The organism is Streptomyces flavotricini, from assembly GCF_020639365.1.
GTDB classification, from domain to species: Bacteria; Actinomycetota; Actinomycetes; order Streptomycetales; family Streptomycetaceae; genus Streptomyces; species Streptomyces flavotricini.
Map to the genome: position 1 here is coordinate 1,278,159 of NZ_JAINUL010000001.1, position 16,522 is coordinate 1,294,680.

16 protein-coding genes are annotated in these 16,522 nt (G+C 73.1%); 11 read left to right on the plus strand and 5 right to left on the minus strand.

Annotation, left to right across the window (positions count from 1 at the left end; translation table 11 throughout):
* The coding region (locus K7B10_RS06120) for a DUF4139 domain-containing protein (protein ID WP_229334917.1) at nucleotides 1–883 on the plus strand (883 nt) is incomplete at its 5' end.
* A 7-nt stretch (nucleotides 884–890) separates the two neighbouring features.
* Nucleotides 891–2,450, plus strand: coding sequence for a DUF4139 domain-containing protein (locus K7B10_RS06125; RefSeq protein ID WP_229334918.1), 1,560 nt, complete (start codon nucleotides 891–893; stop codon nucleotides 2,448–2,450).
* 30 nt (nucleotides 2,451–2,480) lie between these two features.
* Here K7B10_RS06125 and K7B10_RS06130 read toward each other — a convergent pair whose 3' ends face one another.
* Together K7B10_RS06130 and K7B10_RS06135 are read right to left on the minus strand one after the other, a co-directional pair.
* Complete coding sequence (locus K7B10_RS06130; protein WP_229334919.1) at nucleotides 2,481–4,889, minus strand: SpoIIE family protein phosphatase; 2,409 nt, start codon at nucleotides 4,887–4,889, stop codon at nucleotides 2,481–2,483.
* Nucleotides 4,886–8,356 (minus strand): hybrid sensor histidine kinase/response regulator, encoded by a 3,471-nt coding sequence (locus K7B10_RS06135; RefSeq protein WP_229334920.1) that lies wholly within the window; start codon nucleotides 8,354–8,356, stop codon nucleotides 4,886–4,888. The genes K7B10_RS06130 and K7B10_RS06135 overlap by 4 nt, the downstream gene beginning before the upstream one ends.
* Before the next feature lie 175 nt (nucleotides 8,357–8,531).
* On the opposite strand from K7B10_RS06135, the gene K7B10_RS06140 reads away from it, so the two are divergent.
* Nucleotides 8,532–8,996 carry an ATP-binding protein gene (locus tag K7B10_RS06140; RefSeq protein ID WP_229334921.1) on the plus strand — a complete coding sequence of 155 codons (465 nt, stop codon included), beginning with the start codon at nucleotides 8,532–8,534 and terminating at the stop codon, nucleotides 8,994–8,996.
* Here K7B10_RS06140 and K7B10_RS06145 read toward each other — a convergent pair.
* Nucleotides 8,991–9,341 (minus strand): STAS domain-containing protein, encoded by a 351-nt coding sequence (locus K7B10_RS06145; RefSeq protein ID WP_229334922.1) that lies wholly within the window; start codon nucleotides 9,339–9,341, stop codon nucleotides 8,991–8,993. The two genes, K7B10_RS06140 and K7B10_RS06145, sit on opposite strands and share 6 nt — an antisense overlap.
* Before the next feature lie 219 nt (nucleotides 9,342–9,560).
* Between K7B10_RS06145 and K7B10_RS06150 the strand changes: the two genes are divergently transcribed.
* The 6 genes from K7B10_RS06150 to K7B10_RS06170 all read left to right on the plus strand — a co-directional run bounded on the left by K7B10_RS06150 (nucleotide 9,561) and on the right by K7B10_RS06170 (nucleotide 13,039).
* Nucleotides 9,561–10,496, plus strand: coding sequence for a SigB/SigF/SigG family RNA polymerase sigma factor (locus tag K7B10_RS06150; RefSeq protein WP_229334923.1), 936 nt, complete (start codon nucleotides 9,561–9,563; stop codon nucleotides 10,494–10,496).
* Nucleotides 10,497–10,504: 8 nt separating this feature from the next.
* Nucleotides 10,505–10,978: an STAS domain-containing protein gene (locus K7B10_RS06155; RefSeq protein ID WP_229334924.1), complete on the plus strand. Its 474-nt coding sequence runs from the start codon at nucleotides 10,505–10,507 to the stop codon at nucleotides 10,976–10,978.
* Entirely contained in the window at nucleotides 10,975–11,928 is a 954-nt protein-coding gene (locus K7B10_RS06160) for an anti-sigma factor RsbA family regulatory protein (RefSeq protein WP_229334925.1), read from the plus strand. Before K7B10_RS06155 ends, K7B10_RS06160 begins: the two co-directional genes overlap by 4 nt.
* A gap of 173 nt (nucleotides 11,929–12,101) precedes the next feature.
* The gene (locus tag K7B10_RS06165; protein ID WP_229334926.1) at nucleotides 12,102–12,584 is read left to right on the plus strand and encodes an ATP-binding protein; all 483 of its coding nucleotides are present in this window, start codon (nucleotides 12,102–12,104) and stop codon (nucleotides 12,582–12,584) included.
* A gap of 69 nt (nucleotides 12,585–12,653) precedes the next feature.
* Complete coding sequence (locus K7B10_RS40715; protein ID WP_267501342.1) at nucleotides 12,654–12,776, plus strand: hypothetical protein; 123 nt, start codon at nucleotides 12,654–12,656, stop codon at nucleotides 12,774–12,776.
* Between the two features lie 56 nt (nucleotides 12,777–12,832).
* The gene (locus tag K7B10_RS06170; protein ID WP_229334927.1) at nucleotides 12,833–13,039 is read left to right on the plus strand and encodes a DUF4230 domain-containing protein; all 207 of its coding nucleotides are present in this window, start codon (nucleotides 12,833–12,835) and stop codon (nucleotides 13,037–13,039) included.
* Nucleotides 13,040–13,078: 39 nt separating this feature from the next.
* Here the strand turns inward: K7B10_RS06170 and K7B10_RS06175 are convergent, their stop codons facing one another.
* Nucleotides 13,079–14,182 carry a mechanosensitive ion channel family protein gene (locus K7B10_RS06175; protein ID WP_229334928.1) on the minus strand — a complete coding sequence of 368 codons (1,104 nt, stop codon included), beginning with the start codon at nucleotides 14,180–14,182 and terminating at the stop codon, nucleotides 13,079–13,081.
* 205 nt (nucleotides 14,183–14,387) lie between these two features.
* Nucleotides 14,388–14,942, minus strand: coding sequence for a hemerythrin domain-containing protein (locus tag K7B10_RS06180; RefSeq protein ID WP_229334929.1), 555 nt, complete (start codon nucleotides 14,940–14,942; stop codon nucleotides 14,388–14,390).
* Nucleotides 14,943–15,175: 233 nt separating this feature from the next.
* On the opposite strand from K7B10_RS06180, the gene K7B10_RS06185 reads away from it, so the two are divergent.
* On the plus strand, nucleotides 15,176–15,625 hold the full coding sequence (locus tag K7B10_RS06185; RefSeq protein WP_229334930.1) for an SRPBCC family protein: 450 nt from the start codon (nucleotides 15,176–15,178) through the stop codon (nucleotides 15,623–15,625).
* A 5-nt stretch (nucleotides 15,626–15,630) separates the two neighbouring features.
* Nucleotides 15,631–16,455: a DUF1206 domain-containing protein gene (locus K7B10_RS06190; protein WP_229334931.1), complete on the plus strand. Its 825-nt coding sequence runs from the start codon at nucleotides 15,631–15,633 to the stop codon at nucleotides 16,453–16,455.
* Nucleotides 16,456–16,522: the final 67 nt, after the last annotated feature.

Below are 16,522 nucleotides of genomic sequence, written 5' to 3' on the forward strand. Positions count from 1 at the left end.
CGCGGCGGGTGGCGGGGCCCCGCCACCCGCGGCACCGCCTGCCGGTCCGCCGCGGCCGAGCGGCGCCGAGCTCGATTACGCCGCTCTCGTGCTGTGCGGCCCGGAAGGACAGGGCGGTCGCCGGGGCCGGCTGTTCCCGGACGCCCCCTCGGACCCGGTCGCGGCCGAACACCGGCGCCGCGCCGAGGCGGTGGCCGCGCTGCCGCTGCCCGGACACGCCGTGCGTCCCCGCGAGTCGGCGGGCTCCTTCGACCACCGCTTCGATGCCGCGGCACGCGCCGACATCCCCTCGGACGGCACCTGGCACACCGTCACCGTCGGCGCGATCCCGGTCGGTCTGCGCACCGAGTACCTCTGCGTGCCGTCCGTCGAGCAGACCGTGTACGCCACGCTGGTGGTCGCCAACGCCACCGACCAGGCCCTGCTGGCCGGCCCGGTGGAGGTCACCGTCGACGACGAGTTCCTGCTGACCGCCGCCCTGCCCACGCTCGCCCCCGGCGGTGTCCGCCGGGTGGGACTCGGGCCGACCGAGGGCATCGGGGTCACCCGCCGCACGAACCTGCACGAGTCGACCGCGGGTCTTCGGGGCAACACCACCGTGCTCGACCACCGGATCCATGTGGAGCTGGCCAACCGGCTCGCCGGGCCCGTCACCGTCGAGGTCCGCGAACGGGTACCGGTCACCGGCGAACCGGACGTCCGGATCGAGGAGCGGGCCGACTGGACGGTGCCCGAGGCCGGCACGGGAGCCGAGCAGCACGCGCCCGGCACCCGCATCTGGCGGGTGGACCTGCCCGCCGGCGCCACCACCGCCCTCGACGGCGGCTACGAGATCCGCATCCCGGCCGGCAAGGGCCTGGTCGGCGGCAACCGCAGGAGCTGACGCAGCCATGTCCACGGCCCCCATGCCGATCGCCCTCCCCGTCACCGCGGTCACCGCCCTGGAGGACCGGGCCCACATCGAGCGCACCGCCGTGCTCGACCTCGAGGCCGGAGTCCAGCGGCTGCGTCTCGGGCCGGTCAGTGCGCTGGCCGCCGACCGCACCCTCCACGCGGAGCTGACCGCGGATCACCCGGCGACCGTGCTCGACGTACGGCTGGTCCGCACCTGGACGCCCGTCGGTCCGCTGCCGTCCGCCGACGACTCCGCCCTGCGCCGCCGCGCGCACGAACTGGAAGGCGAGCGGCACGCCGCGGAGCAGCGGTGCGACCGGCTGCACGCGCGCCTCGACGTGCTCGGCCGCCTCGCCGCCGATCTGCTGCGGGACATCGGCGAAGGAGCCGGCTCCGGGGAGAGCGACGGGCCCCGCTGGGCCCTCGAGCTGGACCGGGTGGACGGGGAGCGCGAGAAATTCGGCGAACAACTCCGCTCCGCCCGGGCACGGCTGGCCTCCCTCGACGCCGAACTCGACGAGGTCCGGCGGGCCATGACGCGCTCCGGCGCCCAGCCGGCCGAGCTGGTCGGCCATGTCGAGCTGACCGTGGACGCCGCGGCGGCCGGGCCGGCGCGGCTGCGCCTGAGCCACCTCACCCCGTGCGCGCTGTGGCGGCCCGCCTACCGGGCCGTGCTCGACGGCGACTGCCTGACGCTGGAGACCGATGCGATGGTCTGGCAGCGCACCGGTGAGGACTGGTCCGGCGTACGGCTGACGCTGTCGACTGCCCGGTCGGCGCTCGCCACCGACCCGCCGCGGCTCGGCGAGGACCGGCTGACGCTGGGCGACCGCAGCGCCGCCGAACGCCGCACGGTCGACGTCGAGTTGCGCGAGGAGGCGATCGGGGACATCGGTCCGGTCCCGGTGCTCGGCCTGCCGGGGGTGGACGACGGCGGTGAGGCGCGGGTGCTGAGCGCGCCCGCACCGGTCTCCGTACCCGGTGACGGGCGTGCCCACCGGGTGCCGCTGTCCGCGTTCACCGCGCCCGCGGTCAGCGAGTACGCCTGCTCACCCGAGTTGTCCGCGCTGGTCACCCGGGTGGTGCGGTTCGACAACGGATCCGGTCACGCGCTGCTCGCCGGTCCCGTGGACCTGGTTCGCGCCGGCGGGTTCGGCGGCCGCGGCACGCTGGACTTCACCGCGCCCGGCGCCCCGGTGGTACTGCCCTTCGGCAGCTGCGACGACCACGGTGTGGTCCGGGAGGCCGAGGAGTCCCGGACGACCGCCGGAATCACCCAGCGGACCGTGGTCACCCGCACGGTCCGCCTGCACCTGTCCCGGTTCTCCGCGCCGGCGGAGCGCGGCGAGCGGATGATCGTCGTACGCGAGCGGGTCCCGGTCTCGGAGGTCTCGGCGGTGGAGGTGCGCCTGCTCAAGGACGCCTGCTCCCCCGCACCCGCCGCGGTCGACGCCGACGGGGTCGCGCGCTGGGACGTCGCGCTCCCGCCCGGCGGCCGCCGTACGGTCACGCTGGTCTACGAGCTGTCGGCGAGCGCCAAGGTCGCGGGGCTCTGACACGTCGCGCGGCGCCACCGGCCCGCGGTCTCAGCCGACCTGGATTCCGATGACGCAGGTGTCGTCGTCCGTGTCGGAGCGGCTCTCGGCGAGCAGGCGGTCCAACTGCTCGTCGAGGTCGCCGACCCCCGAGGCCGCCGCGTCCACGAGGTGGAGCAGGGAGTCCTCCACCGAGGAGTCCCGCCTCTCCACCAGCCCGTCCGTGAACATGAGCAGGGTGTCGTCCGGTTCCAGCCGGACCTCCCGTTCGATGTACGTGACGTCCGGCAGCGCTCCGAGGAGCAGGCCCTCGATGAGCGGGAAGGCCTCGGGTTCCCCGCCGCGGACGAGCACGGGCGGCAGGTGGCCGGCGCGCGCCCAGCGCATCACCCGGGTGCGGGGGTCGAAGAGCCCGCAGACGGCCGTGGCGGTCACGTTCTTCGCCAGGTGGTGGGTGACCGTGTTGAGCCAGGACAGCAGTTGGGCGGGGCCCGCACCGGTGACGGCCAGGCCGCGCAGGGCGTTGCGCAGGACGACCATGCCGGTGGCGGCCTCGATGCCGTGTCCGGCCACGTCTCCCACGGAGAGCATGACCAGCCCGGAGGGCAGGACCACGGTGTCGTACCAGTCGCCGCCGACGAGCGATTCGGATTCCGCGGGCCGGTAGCGGACGGCCACGCGCAGGCCCGGGGCTTCGACGGCCGGCGGGGTGGGCGGCATGATGGCGTGCTGGAGCTGGAGGGCGAGGCGGTTGCGTTCGGCGGACTCGGCCGCGGTGTGGGCGAGCTGGTCCCGGGTCGCGGCCAGGGCGACTTCCGTCCAGTGCTGGGCGGAGATGTCCTGGTAGGCGCCGCGGACGGCGTACAGGCGCCGGTCGGCGTCGAGGACCGGCTCGGCGACGACGCGGATGTGGCGGGTGATCCCGTCGGACCTGCGCAGGCGCAGATCGACGGAGGCCGGACTGCGGTGGCGCAGCACGGCCCGCAGGAAGCGGTCCAGGGCGGCGGAGTCGTCGGGGTGGGCGTAGCCGGGCAGTTCCCGCAGCGGTACGGGCGGGGCGCCGGCCGGGAGGCCGTGCAGCGCGTACAGCTGGGCGTTCCAGGTGATCCCGCCGGTGACGAGGTTCTCCTCGAAGCCGCCGATCCGGCCCAGGCGCTGCGCGTGCTGGAGGAGGTCGGCCAGGCGTGCCGTCTCGTCCTCGATGCGCCAGATCAGCAGGACGGCCGTGCCGTGCCGGCTGACGCTGATGTCCGCGACCGAGGTGAGCGGGATCTGGTCGACGAGCGCGGTCAGGCTCATGCGTTCGGCCCTGAAGGGTTCGCCGGTGGCGTGCACGCGCTCGATGACGTCGAACAGCCCGTTCTCGCCGGCGGCCGTCGGATAGGCCTCCAGCAGCAGGGCGCCGTTGACGTCGGTGCGCTGCCGCCCGGCGGGGTCGACGAAGCGGCTGCTGGCGTGGCGGATGCGGAAGTCGGTCAGCCGTCCCTCAAGATCCAGTACGGGGGTGAGGATGACGGCGGGGTCGTGCAGTCCCTCGGCGAGGTCGGTCAGCTCCGAGACGTCGGGGAGCAGCGCTTCCGGGACGCCGGGACCGGCCGGGGACGCGGTGTCCATGGTGCGGGCGCAGAGTTCGGCGAGGGCCTCGACCTGGCGTTCGATCTGCGGGGGCTGCGGTGCCAGGGGTTGTGGCCAGCAGATTTCGAGGACGCCGTGGATGCGGCCGCCGGTCCCGGCCGGTACGGCCATGCGTCCGCCGTCGGGCCAGTGCAGGTGCGCGATCGAGGGCAGCCCCTCGCGTTGGAGGCGGGGCAGGGTGACGAGTCGGCGCTCGCTCAGCGCGAGGCGGGCGACGGTGGAGACGCCCGGGGGGACGTGGCGCCAGCGTGCTGCTTCTCCGGGCGGGAACCCGGCGTAGCCGGCGAGGGCCAGGGAGCCGTCGGGCGCCGCGGTCCACACGGCGACGGCGATCGCGCCCAGGGGCCCCAGGGCGTTGGTCAGGAGGGATTCGGCCACCGCCTGGGTGTCGTCGGCGGCGGCCAGCATCCCGCTCTCGGCTGTGCGCAGCCGGACCGCCACCCTGGTGGACGGCTTGGCCGGGCCGAGCGTGCCCGTGCGCTCGACGAACTCGGCGGCGACCTCGCTGACGTGGTCGCGAGCGGCTTGGTTGACGATGTCCGCGGCGATATCGAGCGGGGAGAGCCCGGTCTCGCGGGACAGCTCGTCCAGCTGCCGTGCCGCCGCGGCGGGGGTGCAGCTCAGCTGGCCGATCAGGATGCCCTTGGCCAGTTCGACCAGGGCCCTGCCGTCGGCGGCCGCGTGCGCCGCCCGCACCTCGCCGCGCAGGCGTTCGACGGTGGCGACGAGGCGTCCCAGCGGTGTCGGACCCCGGTGGGGGGTCGGGTCCGGGTACGGCGTCGGGTCCGGGTGCGGGGTCAGGCCCTGGCGCGGGGCGGCGGTCATTTCGAGAGCCAGTGCCGGACGCGGGCGATGAGGTCGTCGGCGTCGACCGGCTTGGTCACGTAGTCGCTGGCCCCCGCGGCGAGGCTCTTCTCCCGGTCGCCGGGCATCGCCTTGGCGGTGACCGCGATGATGGGAAGGCCCGCGTGGGCCGGCATCCGCCGGATCTCGGCGGTCGCCGCGTACCCGTCCAGTTCCGGCATCATCACGTCCATCAGGATGAGGTCGACCCCCTCGTTGCGGATGAGCGTTTCGATGCCCTTGCGCCCGTCCTCCGCGTGGAGCACCCGGACACCGTGCAGTTCGAGTACGCCGCTGAGGGCGTACAGGTTGCGCGCGTCGTCGTCGACGACGAGGACCGTACGTCCGGCCAGGCCGTCGTCGAGCACGCGGGCGGGGCTCTGCGCCCGCTCCGCGCCCGCGTGGACGAAGGGCAGTACGTCTCCCGGCTGGTCCGCGGACAGGTGCAGCACGATGCGTTCGCGGAGTTCGTCCAGACTGGACAGCAGCTCCAGGCGGCGCGACGCTGCCCGTTCCCGCAGCGCCGTCTCCTGTCCCGTGTTCAGACGGGGGTTGTTGTGCGCGAGGACGGGGAGGGAGGAGAGCGCCGGGTCTCCGTCGAGGGCGTCGAGGAAGCGCAGGGCCTCGCCGTCGGGCATGTCGAGTTCGAGGACGACGCAGTGGAAGGAATCCGATGCGAGGGCGGCGGCGGCCTCCCGCGAGCTCGTGACGCCGACGACCTGGATGCCTCCGAGGTCGCCGACCGGCCGGTGGCGGGGGGCGAAGTCCCGGTCGGCGCTCTCGGCGACGAGGGTGAGCAGGCCGCCCTGGCGTTCCTCGATCACCAGCAGGCGTCGTGCCTGCCGCTGCGCGGGAAGGGCCGGCGGCGTACCGGCGTGACCCGCCGCGGCGGGTCCGGTCGCGGTGTGCCGGGCGGGCGCAGGGAGCTCGGGGAGCGGGTCCGTCTCGTACTCCGCCCACCGGACGGGCAGGTAGAGCGTGAAGGTGCTGCCCTGTCCCGGTGTGCTCTCCGCGGTGACGGCGCCGCCGAGGAGCTGGGCGATCTCGCGGCTGATGGAGAGGCCGAGGCCGGTGCCGCCGTACTTGCGGCTGGTGGTGCCGTCGGCCTGCTGGAAGGCGCCGAAGACGGACCCCAGCTGCTGCTCGGGGATCCCGATGCCCGTGTCCCGCACCCGGAAGGCCACCACGGGCCCGCGGCCGGGCAGTCCGGCGGGGACCTCGGGCGCCGTCGCCGGCTCGATCCGGAGCTCGACGCCACCGCGTTCGGTGAACTTGACGGCGTTGGACAGCAGGTTGCGCAGGACCTGCCGCAGCCGTGAGTCGTCGGTGTGCAGGGCGTCCGGCGCGTCGGGGGCGGTGGTGACGGTGAAGTCGAGGCTCTTCTGGGTGGTCATCGGCCGGAAGGTGGCGTCGACGTACTCCAGCAGCTGCGGCAGGGACACCGCCTCGGGGTTGATGTCCATCTTTCCTGCCTCGACCTTCGACAGGTCGAGGATGTCGTTGATCAGCTGGAGCAGGTCGGACCCCGCCGAGTGGATGACGCCGGCGTACTCGACCTGCTTCGGGCTGAGATTGCGGGTGGGGTTCTGGGCGAGCAGCTGGGCGAGGATCAGGAGGCTGTTGAGCGGTGTGCGCAGCTCGTGGCTCATGTTGGCGAGGAACTCGGACTTGTACTTCGAGGCCAGCGACAACTGCTGCGCCCTGTCCTCCAGTTCCTGCCGCGCCTGTTCGATTTCCAGGTTCTTGGCTTCGATGTCGCGGTTCTGGCTGGCCAGGAGGGCCGCCTTCTCCTCCAGCTCCGCGTTGGAGCGCTGGAGTTCCTCCTGTTGCACCTGGAGCTCCGCCGAACGCGCCTGCAGTTCGCCGGTCAGCCGTTGGGACTCCCCGAGGAGCTCGTCGGTGCGGGCGTTGGCGACGATCGTGTTGACGTTGACGCCGATGGTCTCCAGCAGCTGGCCGAGGAAGTCGCGGTGTACGGGGGTGAACGCGGAGAAGGAGGCGAGCTCGATCACGCCGAGGGCCTGGTCGTCGACCACGATCGGCAGGACGATCAGGCTGCCCGGGGTGGTGCGGCCCAGCCCCGAGGAGATGACGTAGTCGCCGGGGACCTGGTCCGTGGCGATGATGCGCTGGCTGCGGGCGGCCTGGCCGACGAGGGACTCGCCGAGGGCGAAGGCGGTGCCCTCGCCGGTGCCGGCGGGGCGGCCGTAGGAGCCGACCAGGGTGAGCACGGTGCCGCCGGGGCGGTCCTCGGCGAGGTAGAAGGCGCCGTACTGGGCGGCGACCAGCGGTGTCAGCTCGTCCATGACGAGCGCGGCGACGACGGAGAGGTCGCGGTGGCCCTGCATCAGGCCGGAGATCCGGGCCAGGTTGGACTTGAGCCAGTCCTGTTCCTGGTTGGCCCGGGTGGTCTCGCGCAGCGAGCCGACCATCGAGTTGATGTTGTCCTTGAGTTCGGCGACTTCGCCGGAGGCGTCGACCGTGATCGAGCGGGTCAGGTCGCCCTCGGCGACGGCGCTGGCGACCTCGGCGATGGCCCGGACCTGGCGGGTGAGGTTCCCGGCCAGTTCGTTGACGTTCTGGGTGAGCCGCTTCCAGGTGCCGGAGACGCCCTCCACCTCGGCCTGGCCGCCGAGCCGCCCCTCGCTGCCCACCTCGCGGGCCACGCGCGTGACCTCGGCGGCGAAGGCGGAGAGCTGGTCGACCATCGTGTTGATGGTCTCCTTCAGCTCCAGGATCTCCCCGCGCGCGTCCACCCGGATCTTCTGCGTCAGGTCGCCCTGGGCCACCGCGGTGGTGACCTGGGCGATCGAACGGACCTGTGCGGTCAGGTTGTCGGCCATGACGTTGACCGATTCCGTGAGGTCCTTCCACGTTCCGGAGACGCCCTTGACGTCCGCCTGACCGCCGAGCCGGCCCTCGGTGCCCACCTCGCGGGCCACCCGCGTGACCTCCCCGGCGAAGGCGGAGAGCTGCTCGACCATCGTGTTGATGGTCTCCTTCAGCTCCAGGATCTCCCCGCGCGCGGTGACGGTGATCTTCTGGGAGAGGTCCCCCTCGGCCACGGCGGTCGCGACCTGGGCGATGGAGCGCACCTGATCGGTGAGGTTTCCGGCCATGAAATTGACCGAATCCGTGAGGTCCAGCCAGGCACCGCCGACGCCCGGTACGTCGGCCTGGCCACCCAGGGTCCCCTCGGTGCCCACCTGGCGGGCCACGCGGGTCACTTCCGACGTGACCAGCGACAGCTGGTCGGCCATCCCGTTGAAGACCGTGGCGATCTCACCGAGCAGTCCGTCCGACGTATCGGGCAGCCGGGTGCGGAAGTCCCCGTCCCGTACGGCCGTCAGGCCGGCCAGCAGCCGGCGCAGCTCCGGTTCGCCGATCCCCGCCCCGCCCCCGGGCGCCGGCGGACCCGTCAGTGGCTCCTGGCGCGTCCGCTCAGCCATCCGTCAACCTTTCGCCACACGACCGTTCGGCGAAGGTGGACGCCGACCCGAAGGACCTTATGGCACGACCGATCACCCTGAAGCAGCGCTTCCGTAACTGACCCGCAAGACACGGGTGCGGAGGCGGGCGGAGGGTAGACGAATCGGTGACGAAGGACACAACCGAGTCAAAGGGGTGAGCGCATTGTCGGTCAAGGCGGTCGGCTGGGCACGCTCGTTTCCGGTGGCGAGAGGAGTACGGGCGGCACGGCAGTGGACCGCCGCGCACCTGGCGTCACTGCCCTGGGACGATTCGACCGCGGACACGGTGCACTCCGTACTGCTGACCGTGTCCGAACTCGTCACCAACGCCCACCTGCACGCCGCCGGCACCGCCCACCTCGTGCTGACCTGGGACGGCCGGTGCCTCCACGTCAGCGTCGCCGACTCCGATCCCCGGCTGCCCGGCCTGCGGCCGGCCGAAGCCGATGCCGGCGCCACCTCCGGCCGGGGACTGGGGATCGTCGCCACCCTCGCGGACTCGTGGGACGTCCACGCGTGCCACGGCGGCAAGGCCATCACGGCCTGTTTCCGCCCCCACGGCGGGGCCGACCCCCACACCGGGCCGCCGGCCGACCGGGGCGGGCCGCGCCCGTCATGAGCCGCCGCCGACCGCGTCTTCGACGCTGGGGTGGAGGGACAGGACCGTATCGGCACCCGTCAGGGCGAAGAGCCGGCCGAGCTGCTCCCCGGGGGCGGCGATCCGCAGAGCGGTCAGACGGTGCACGCGCAGCAGCAGGTTCAGGAACGAGGAGTCCCCGAAGGTGACGGAACCCACGTCGAGCACCACCAGCCGGTGCCGGTCCGCGGCGGCGACGAGGGCTTCCTCCAGCGGGGCCAGCGTGTCCTGGTCCAGCTCCCCCCGCGCGGCCACCACCCACCCGGCCCCGGCCGGGCGGCCGTCCCCGACCACGCCCTCGTGGTGCGTGTCCCCTGTTCCGGTCATGTCCGCCTCCCGGATCGTCACATGTACGGCCTCCGCAAGGGAGTATGCCTGCCCGTCGGCCGTACGCCAGCGCAGGGGCCCCGGTACGCCGTGGCCGGTGGCCGGCACGGCACCTCCGGCGGGCGTCCGGAAAAAGTTTTCGCATGGGCCGTGTAAGAACGAGAAGTCGGGGCATGAGCGCCCGGGCAGCCGTCAGTCAATCGGGAGGGAACGGCCACCATGTCTCGCTCGGCCACCGCCGTAGGACCCATTCGTGCAACAGACGTGCAGATCAGGACCTCTGTACCCGCCGACAGGTCCGTGGGAGCCCCATCTCGGGACGTGGCACTGCCCGAGGTGGAGAACCCCCGGGAGATGGCACCCGGCGACGCGCGGGAGCTTTCGCGGCTCTTCTTCGCGAGGCTCCGCACGCTGGAGGAGGGCACGCGCGAATACCAGTACGCCCGCAACACCCTGATCGAGATGAACCTCTCCCTCGTGCAGTTCGCCGCGCGCCGCTTCCGCGCCCGGGTGCTGGGCGGGGGCCTGGACATCGAGGACATCATCCAGGTGGGCACGATCGGTCTCATCAAGGCGATCGACCGCTACGACCCCGAGCGCGAGGTCGAGTTCTCCACGCTCGCCCTGCCGTACATCACCGGCGAGATCAAGCGCTACTTCCGTGACACCACCTGGGCCGTGCACGTACCGCGCCGCCTCCAGGAACTGCGTACGGAGCTCGCCAAGGCCCAGGAGGCCCTGACCGACGTCCTGGGCCGGGCCCCGACGGTCAAGGAGGTCGCCGGGCACCTCGAACTGACCGAGGAGGAGGTCATCGACGGGCTGGTCGCCGCGAACGGCTACACCAGCGGCTCCCTGGACACCGGCGGCGGCGACGGGGACGAGCCCGCGACCTCGGCGAGCCGGACGACGCGGCCGCTGGCGGACCGCCTCGGGGACGTCGACCCCGCCATGGAGCTCTTCGAGGAGTTCCACACCCTCGCGCCCCTGCTGGAGGAGCTGGACGAACGCGATCGGCTGATCCTGCAGTTGCGTTTCGGCCAGGAGAAGACACAGGCCGAGATCGGCGCCGAGCTGGGCATCTCGCAGATGCAGGTCTCGCGCTTGCTGTCCCGGACGCTCTCCCGGCTGCGCGCCGGAATGCTCTCGGTGTAGGCAGCGGCATGTCCCCGGTCCACCGCAGCGACGGACCCGTACCACCCGTCGGCGCACAGGCGTTGTACGACGACGTGGTGTGGGCTGACGCCGTCGTGCGGTGCTCCGGGGAGGACGCGGACCTGGACCTGCTCTCGGACGCGGACGCCACGAGCGGCGGGACGCGTGCGCGGCGGCCGCTCACCGCCCGGCCGCTGCCCGACCGCCCCGGGGCCCTGCTGCGCGGCAGCTGCGACCTCGACACCCGGCCCATCCTGTCGGCGGCGCTGGGCGTCGTCACACGGATCCCGGGCCCGGTCGTCCATCTCGACCTCTCCGGCGTGCCCTTCCTCGACGCCGCCGCCGTCGCCGCCCTGGTGCAGGCGAACGCCACCGTCGCGGGACAGGGCCGTCGTCTGGTGCTCCACCACCCGCCATACTCGCTCCGCAAGGTAGTGGAGATGTTCCCGGACGAATGTGCCGCGCTGGAGGTCGCAGCATGATGAACGTATCTGCGCCCACCGCGTCCGGGGACTTCGTCCACCCCGCCCTCTTCTACCAGGGCCGGGCGGAGTACCTGGCGGGAGTGGGCGGGTTCGTACGCGAGGCCCTCGCGGCCGACGAGCCGGTGCTCGTGGCCGTGCCCGGCGCGCACCTGGACGCCCTGCGCGAGAGCCTCGACCTCTCCGGGGCCGAGGTCACCTGGACGGACATGACGCAGCTGGGCCGCAATCCCGGCCGCATCCTTTCCGCCCTGCAGGACTTCGCCGACCGGCACGCGGGCGGGCGTCCGCCCCGGATCGTGGGCGAGCCGATCTGGCCCGGCCGCTCCCGGGCCGAGGTGCTGGAGGCCACGCGTCACGAGGCCCTCATCAACTCCGCCTTCGCAGGACGGCACGCCACCATCCTGTGCCCGTACGACGTCCTGGGCCTGCCGGCCGCGGTGGTGTCCGATGCGCGGCGCACCCATCCCACCGTGATCGCGGAGGGCAAGGACCTGCTCAGCCCGGAGTACTCCGACGCCTCGGCGGTCTGCGCCGACTGCGACGAACCGCTGCCCGAGCCCGACGGGGGTGTACGGCGGTTCGCGTACGCCTCCGGGGAGCTGGGCGAGGTACGCGCGTACACCGAGACCTGGGCCCGGAAGGCGGACCTGAGCACGGCCCGGCGCGGCGATCTGATCCTCGCGGTCAGCGAGGCCGCCGCCAATTCCCTGGCCCACGGCGGCGGGAGCGGCTCGCTCCGGCTGTGGAGCGCCGCGGGCGGCGGAGTCGTCGCCGAGGTCCGCGACGGCGGCCACCTGGCCGATCCGCTGCAGGGGCGACGCCGCCCCTCCCTGACATCGGCCCAGGGAGGCCGCGGCCTGTGGATGATCCATCAGCTGTGCGACCTGGTCGAGATCCGCGCCTCCGAGAGCGGCCTCACCCTGAGGATGCACATCGCATGCTCCTGAGACCGGCGCCTCCCCTAAAATGTCACGGGCATGCTCGGGTGTCCCCCTGCACGGGGGTATGCGCGAGGTCCGCGACACCGGAACCGTGAAGGGGCCGGGCGGAGGCCGTGCGGGGCCAGAAGGGGTCCCGCACGCAGAGAAACCAGTGTCAACGGTGGGGGTGAGGTACCACGGTGGAAACCATCGGACCGGGAACCGGGACCGGAACCGGAACCGGCGATCCGCTCCGCGCCGGGCCCTCCCCCGTGGTGCAGCGCCGTCGCCTCGCGCTCGCCGGCGTCCGGGGGCACGTCGCCAAGGGCCGCGACTTCACGCGCCAGGCCTTGCAGGACTGGGGCTGGGACGGCACCAATACCTCCGAGGACGCCCTGCTCCTCGTATCCGAGCTGCTGACGAACGCGTCCCTGCACGCGGGCGGCTGCATCGAGCTCGTGGTCTGCTCCGGTGAGGTCCTGCGGATCGAGGTCTTCGACGGCTCGACGACACCGCCGCGCCCCCATCCGTCCCCGCAGCGCGGACTCCCGGGCGGACACGGCCTCTACATCGTGCAGCGCCTCTCCGATCGCTGGGGCACCCACACCCACGAGCACGGGAAGGCCGTCTGGGCCGAGATCGAGGCATCGCGGCTGACCTCGGGCAGGCCGACCGGCCGGTGACCCGGCCGGCCGCCGGCCCGCGTCCCCGCGGGGAAGCGTCATTCCGGGAGCCCGGGGCAAGCGCGCGGTATGACACCGAACGCGCTCACCTCCCTGGCCCTGACCCCGGCGCCCGGCCCCGCCTGGGTCCACCTGATCGTCATCGGCTTCGCCCTCCTGATCCTCGTCCGCACCCTGGCCCGCCACCGGTAGCGACCACGCCTGCGGGGCGGACGCACCGGAGGCCGTGTCCTGCGCGGCCGCACGCGGTGCCCGGCACGGCGGCCCTCGACCCGAACGGCTCGTACGCGGTGGCGGAGCAGCGGCGCCCGCCGGACCGGATCGGCGATCTGTTCTCCGACGACCCGGCCGGTGAGCAGGCCGTGCAGAAACGCGCCGCGCAGCACATCGACGGGGCGGCCCGGGACAGCGGTCTCGCGGAGCGCGCCGGGAAGAAGACCACCGCGATGCCGTAGGAGACCCTCACCCCTCGGCTTCAGTGGGGTGAGGGTCTCCTACGGCTGAGGGGGCACGGCCCGCCCGGTGGTGTCCTGCCCCCTGTCGGAGTCACGGCCCGCCCGGGACTGCGCCGACGGCGCGAGGACCAGGCGGGGAAGGGCCTCCGGATGCTTCTCCGAGAGCCAGGCGACCAGCTGTTCCCGTACCGCGCAGCGCACCGTCCACAGGTCGTCGGCGTCCTTGGCCGTGACGATCGCGCGGACGACCATGGTGGAGGGAGTCGTCTCCGTGACGGCGACGTCCCAGCCGCGGCCGTCCCACTCCGGGCAGTGGTGCAGGATCTCGTGCACCTTGTCGCGGATGAGGTCCACGGGGGCGCGGTGGTCGCAGTGGAGGAACACGGTCCCGGTCATCTGGACACCGCCGCGGGACCAGTTCTCGAAGGGGCGGGTGGTGAAGTACGAGACGGGCATGGTGATGCGGCGCTCGTCCCAGGTCCGTACGGCGAGGAAGGTGAGGGTGATGTCCTCCACCACTCCCCACTCTCCGGCGACCACGACGGTGTCGCCGATGCGCACCATGTCGCCGAAGGCGATCTGGAACCCGGCGAAGAGGTTGCCGAGGGTGGACTGGGCCGCGACGCCGGCGACGATTCCGATGATGCCGGCGGAGGCGAGCACGGAGGTGCCGAGCGCGCGGAAGCTCGGGAAGGTGAGGAGCATCGCCGCGGCCGCGACGACGGCGACGACGACGGTCACGACCCGCGTGATCAGGGTGACCTGGGTACGGACCCTGCGGAGCCTGGCGGGGTCTCGGGTACCGGCCGCGTACCGGGCGTACCCGGACTCGACGGCGGCGGAGGCCACGCCCACGATCAACCAGGCACCGGCGCCGATCAGCGCGAGCGTGAGGGCGCGGCCGACGGCGGCCTCGTTCTCCCGCAGCGGCGGCCACGCGGTCTGCCGGTAGGCCCCCCTCAGCAGTGCGGCGAACAGCACGATCTGCAGGGCCCGGCGGCAGCGGCGCAGCGAGTTCCACAGGGGTGTTTCCGGGTGGCGCGCGTCGGCTCGGCGCAGCAGCAGGTCGGCGGCCCATCCGGCCGCGAAGGTGAGGAGGATCGAGCCTCCCAGGACGGTCAGCAAGCGAAGGACGTGGTTCATGTCTCCTCGGCGGGTGTAGGCGGCACGGACTTCCCCGCGCATGCCCAGGCGAGGACGGGCGACACACGGGACCTCCCGCCCGGCTGAGACCGGCGGCCGAACCCCTGCGCATGCGAAAGCCGCCGTCCCCGCCCCAGACCGCGGGGTGGGAACGGCGGCGGCTGCCGGTTGCCGGTTGCCGGTTGCCGGTTGCCGGTTGCCGGCCCTACCGGCCGCGCCCGCTGAGGAAGTCCCGCGCGCGGTCGACCAGTCCCGTGCCGGCGGACAACAGCCGGTGGTGGGGCTGGGAGGGGAGGGCACCGGGGTGGGGGCGGGTCGGAGCGAACCTCTTGGCCCGGCGCACCCTGTCGCCCAGCGTCTCCAGGACCTCCGGTGTGCACGCGTGGCGCAGGCGGGGGAACAGGTTCTGCTCCTCGTCGTACACGTGGGCGGTGACCTCGGCCTTCAGTACGGCGACCAGCTGGTCGAATTCGGGCCCCGCCGCGTCCAGCCCCTCGAGGTCCTTCAGCAGCTTCTCGACGCGTGCGTGGTCGGCGAGTTCCTTGTCCGCGATGAGGTCGCCGTCCGGGAAGAGCTCCCGGATCGCCGGGTAGAGGAACTCCTCCTCCGCCACCGAGTGCCGGACCAGTTCGATGGTCAGCTGTTCCGCCGCCTTCTGCCGTTCGCCCGCCGGGGTGGTGTGCTCGATCCTGTCGAACAGGACGTCCACCTCGTGGTGGTCGACGGTCAGTTCGGCGATGACGTCCCCTGCGTGTCCCATGCCGTTCTTCCTTCCCGATCGGCTTCGACCGGCGGTGCACGCCGGTCGCTGCGCGCGTACCCGGGATGACGCGGCGCTAACGGACGGCCGCGTGCCCACGGTGCCCGACCGGAGGGGGCCGTCGGGGGCCGGCGCATGGGGAACCCCGGGGCGGGTAGCCGCGCCCCGAACGGCTGGACCGGTGGCCCGGCGCCCCGCGGTGCCGGGCCGCCGACGATACGTAAGGAGTGCACATGTCACACGTCGAGGAGTACGTCGAGGTCAACGTCCCCGTGCGGACGGCCTACAACCAGTGGACGCAGTTCGAGGACTTCCCCGCCTTCATGGAAGGGGTCGAGCGCATCGACCAGCGCACGGACACGCTGACCCACTGGGTGACGAACGTGAACGGTGTGCAGCGCGAGTTCGACGCGCAGATCACCGAGCAGCTCCCGGACCGGCGCGTCGCGTGGATGACGGTGGACGGGGAGGCTCGCCAGGCCGGCCTGGTCGTCTTCCAGCCGATCGACGCGACCACCACCAAGGTCGTCCTGCACATGAACTGGGTGCCCGACGGCCTGGCCGAGACAGCCGCCGACAAGCTCGGCTTCATCAAGCGTCAGGTGGCCGGCGATCTGAAGCGGTTCAAGCTGTTCATCGAATCGCGCGGAGTCGCTACGGGCGCCTGGCGGGGCGAGGTCTGATCGCGATGAGAGGCGGGGGCGGGGACAAGGGCGTGCGGGCCGCGGCCCGCGGTGGTCGGCTGCGGGAGTTCACGGCCCGCTGTGGTCTGGCGGCGCGCGGAGTGCTGTACGTGCTGATCGGGATGCTGGCCCTGCGCGTGGCCTTCGGTGACGCGGGGGGCGAGGAGGCCGACCGCCAGGGCGCCCTGCGGGAGCTCGTGGGAAAGCCCTTCGGCGGTGCCCTCGTCTGGGCCGTCGGGGCCGGGCTCGTCTGCATGGCGCTGTGGCGGCTGTCGGAGGTGGTCTTCGGCGCTGCCGGGCCGGACGGGGACAAGCCCGCGAAGCGGCTGGCCTCGGCCGGCCGGACGGTCTTCTACGCCGTGGTCGCCTTCTCCGCCCTGTCGTTCGCGGCGGGCGGCGGGGGGCGCTCCGGGGACGAGCAGTCGCGCGACGGGACGGCCCGGGCGCTGGACCTGCCCGCCGGCCAGTGGCTGGTGGGTGCGGCAGGGCTCGGGATCGCCGTCGCGGGCGTGGTCATCGCGGTGCAGGCGGCGCGGCGCACCTTCCGCCGGCACCTCTCGATGGGAGGGGTGCCCGGGTGGGGGCGCAAGAGCGTCGATTTCCTCGGGGTGGCCGGCGGTCTGGCCCGGGGCGTCGTGTTCGCGGCGGCCGGCGGGTTCGTCGTGTACGCCGCGGTGCGCTACGACCCGGCGCGGGCGAAGGGCGTCGACGACACCCTGAGGTCGTTCGCCGGGACCGCGGCGGGCCCGTGGCTCCTGGTCGCGGTCGCCGTCGGACTGATGCTCTTCGGGGTGTTCTCCTGGGCGATGGCCCGGTGGCGCGAGGTGTGAGGCGGGCCGCCGTTGCGGGCCGGACCGGCCGGACGGATGTGACCGCTCAAGGGCGTTACCCGCCGAA

Coding starts and splice junctions, on each gene's coding strand:
- K7B10_RS06125 (WP_229334918.1), top strand. CDS start 891: ATGTCCACGGCCCCCATGCCGATCGCCCTCCCCGTCACCGCGGTCACC.
- K7B10_RS06130 (WP_229334919.1), bottom strand. CDS start 4,889: ATGACCGCCGCCCCGCGCCAGGGCCTGACCCCGCACCCGGACCCGACG.
- K7B10_RS06135 (WP_229334920.1), bottom strand. CDS start 8,356: ATGGCTGAGCGGACGCGCCAGGAGCCACTGACGGGTCCGCCGGCGCCC.
- K7B10_RS06145 (WP_229334922.1), bottom strand. CDS start 9,341: ATGACCGGAACAGGGGACACGCACCACGAGGGCGTGGTCGGGGACGGC.
- K7B10_RS06150 (WP_229334923.1), top strand. CDS start 9,561: ATGTCTCGCTCGGCCACCGCCGTAGGACCCATTCGTGCAACAGACGTG.
- K7B10_RS06155 (WP_229334924.1), top strand. CDS start 10,505: ATGTCCCCGGTCCACCGCAGCGACGGACCCGTACCACCCGTCGGCGCA.
- K7B10_RS06160 (WP_229334925.1), top strand. CDS start 10,975: ATGATGAACGTATCTGCGCCCACCGCGTCCGGGGACTTCGTCCACCCC.
- K7B10_RS40715 (WP_267501342.1), top strand. CDS start 12,654: ATGACACCGAACGCGCTCACCTCCCTGGCCCTGACCCCGGCGCCCGGC.
- K7B10_RS06175 (WP_229334928.1), bottom strand. CDS start 14,182: ATGAACCACGTCCTTCGCTTGCTGACCGTCCTGGGAGGCTCGATCCTC.
- K7B10_RS06180 (WP_229334929.1), bottom strand. CDS start 14,942: ATGGGACACGCAGGGGACGTCATCGCCGAACTGACCGTCGACCACCAC.
- K7B10_RS06185 (WP_229334930.1), top strand. CDS start 15,176: ATGTCACACGTCGAGGAGTACGTCGAGGTCAACGTCCCCGTGCGGACG.
- K7B10_RS06190 (WP_229334931.1), top strand. CDS start 15,631: ATGAGAGGCGGGGGCGGGGACAAGGGCGTGCGGGCCGCGGCCCGCGGT.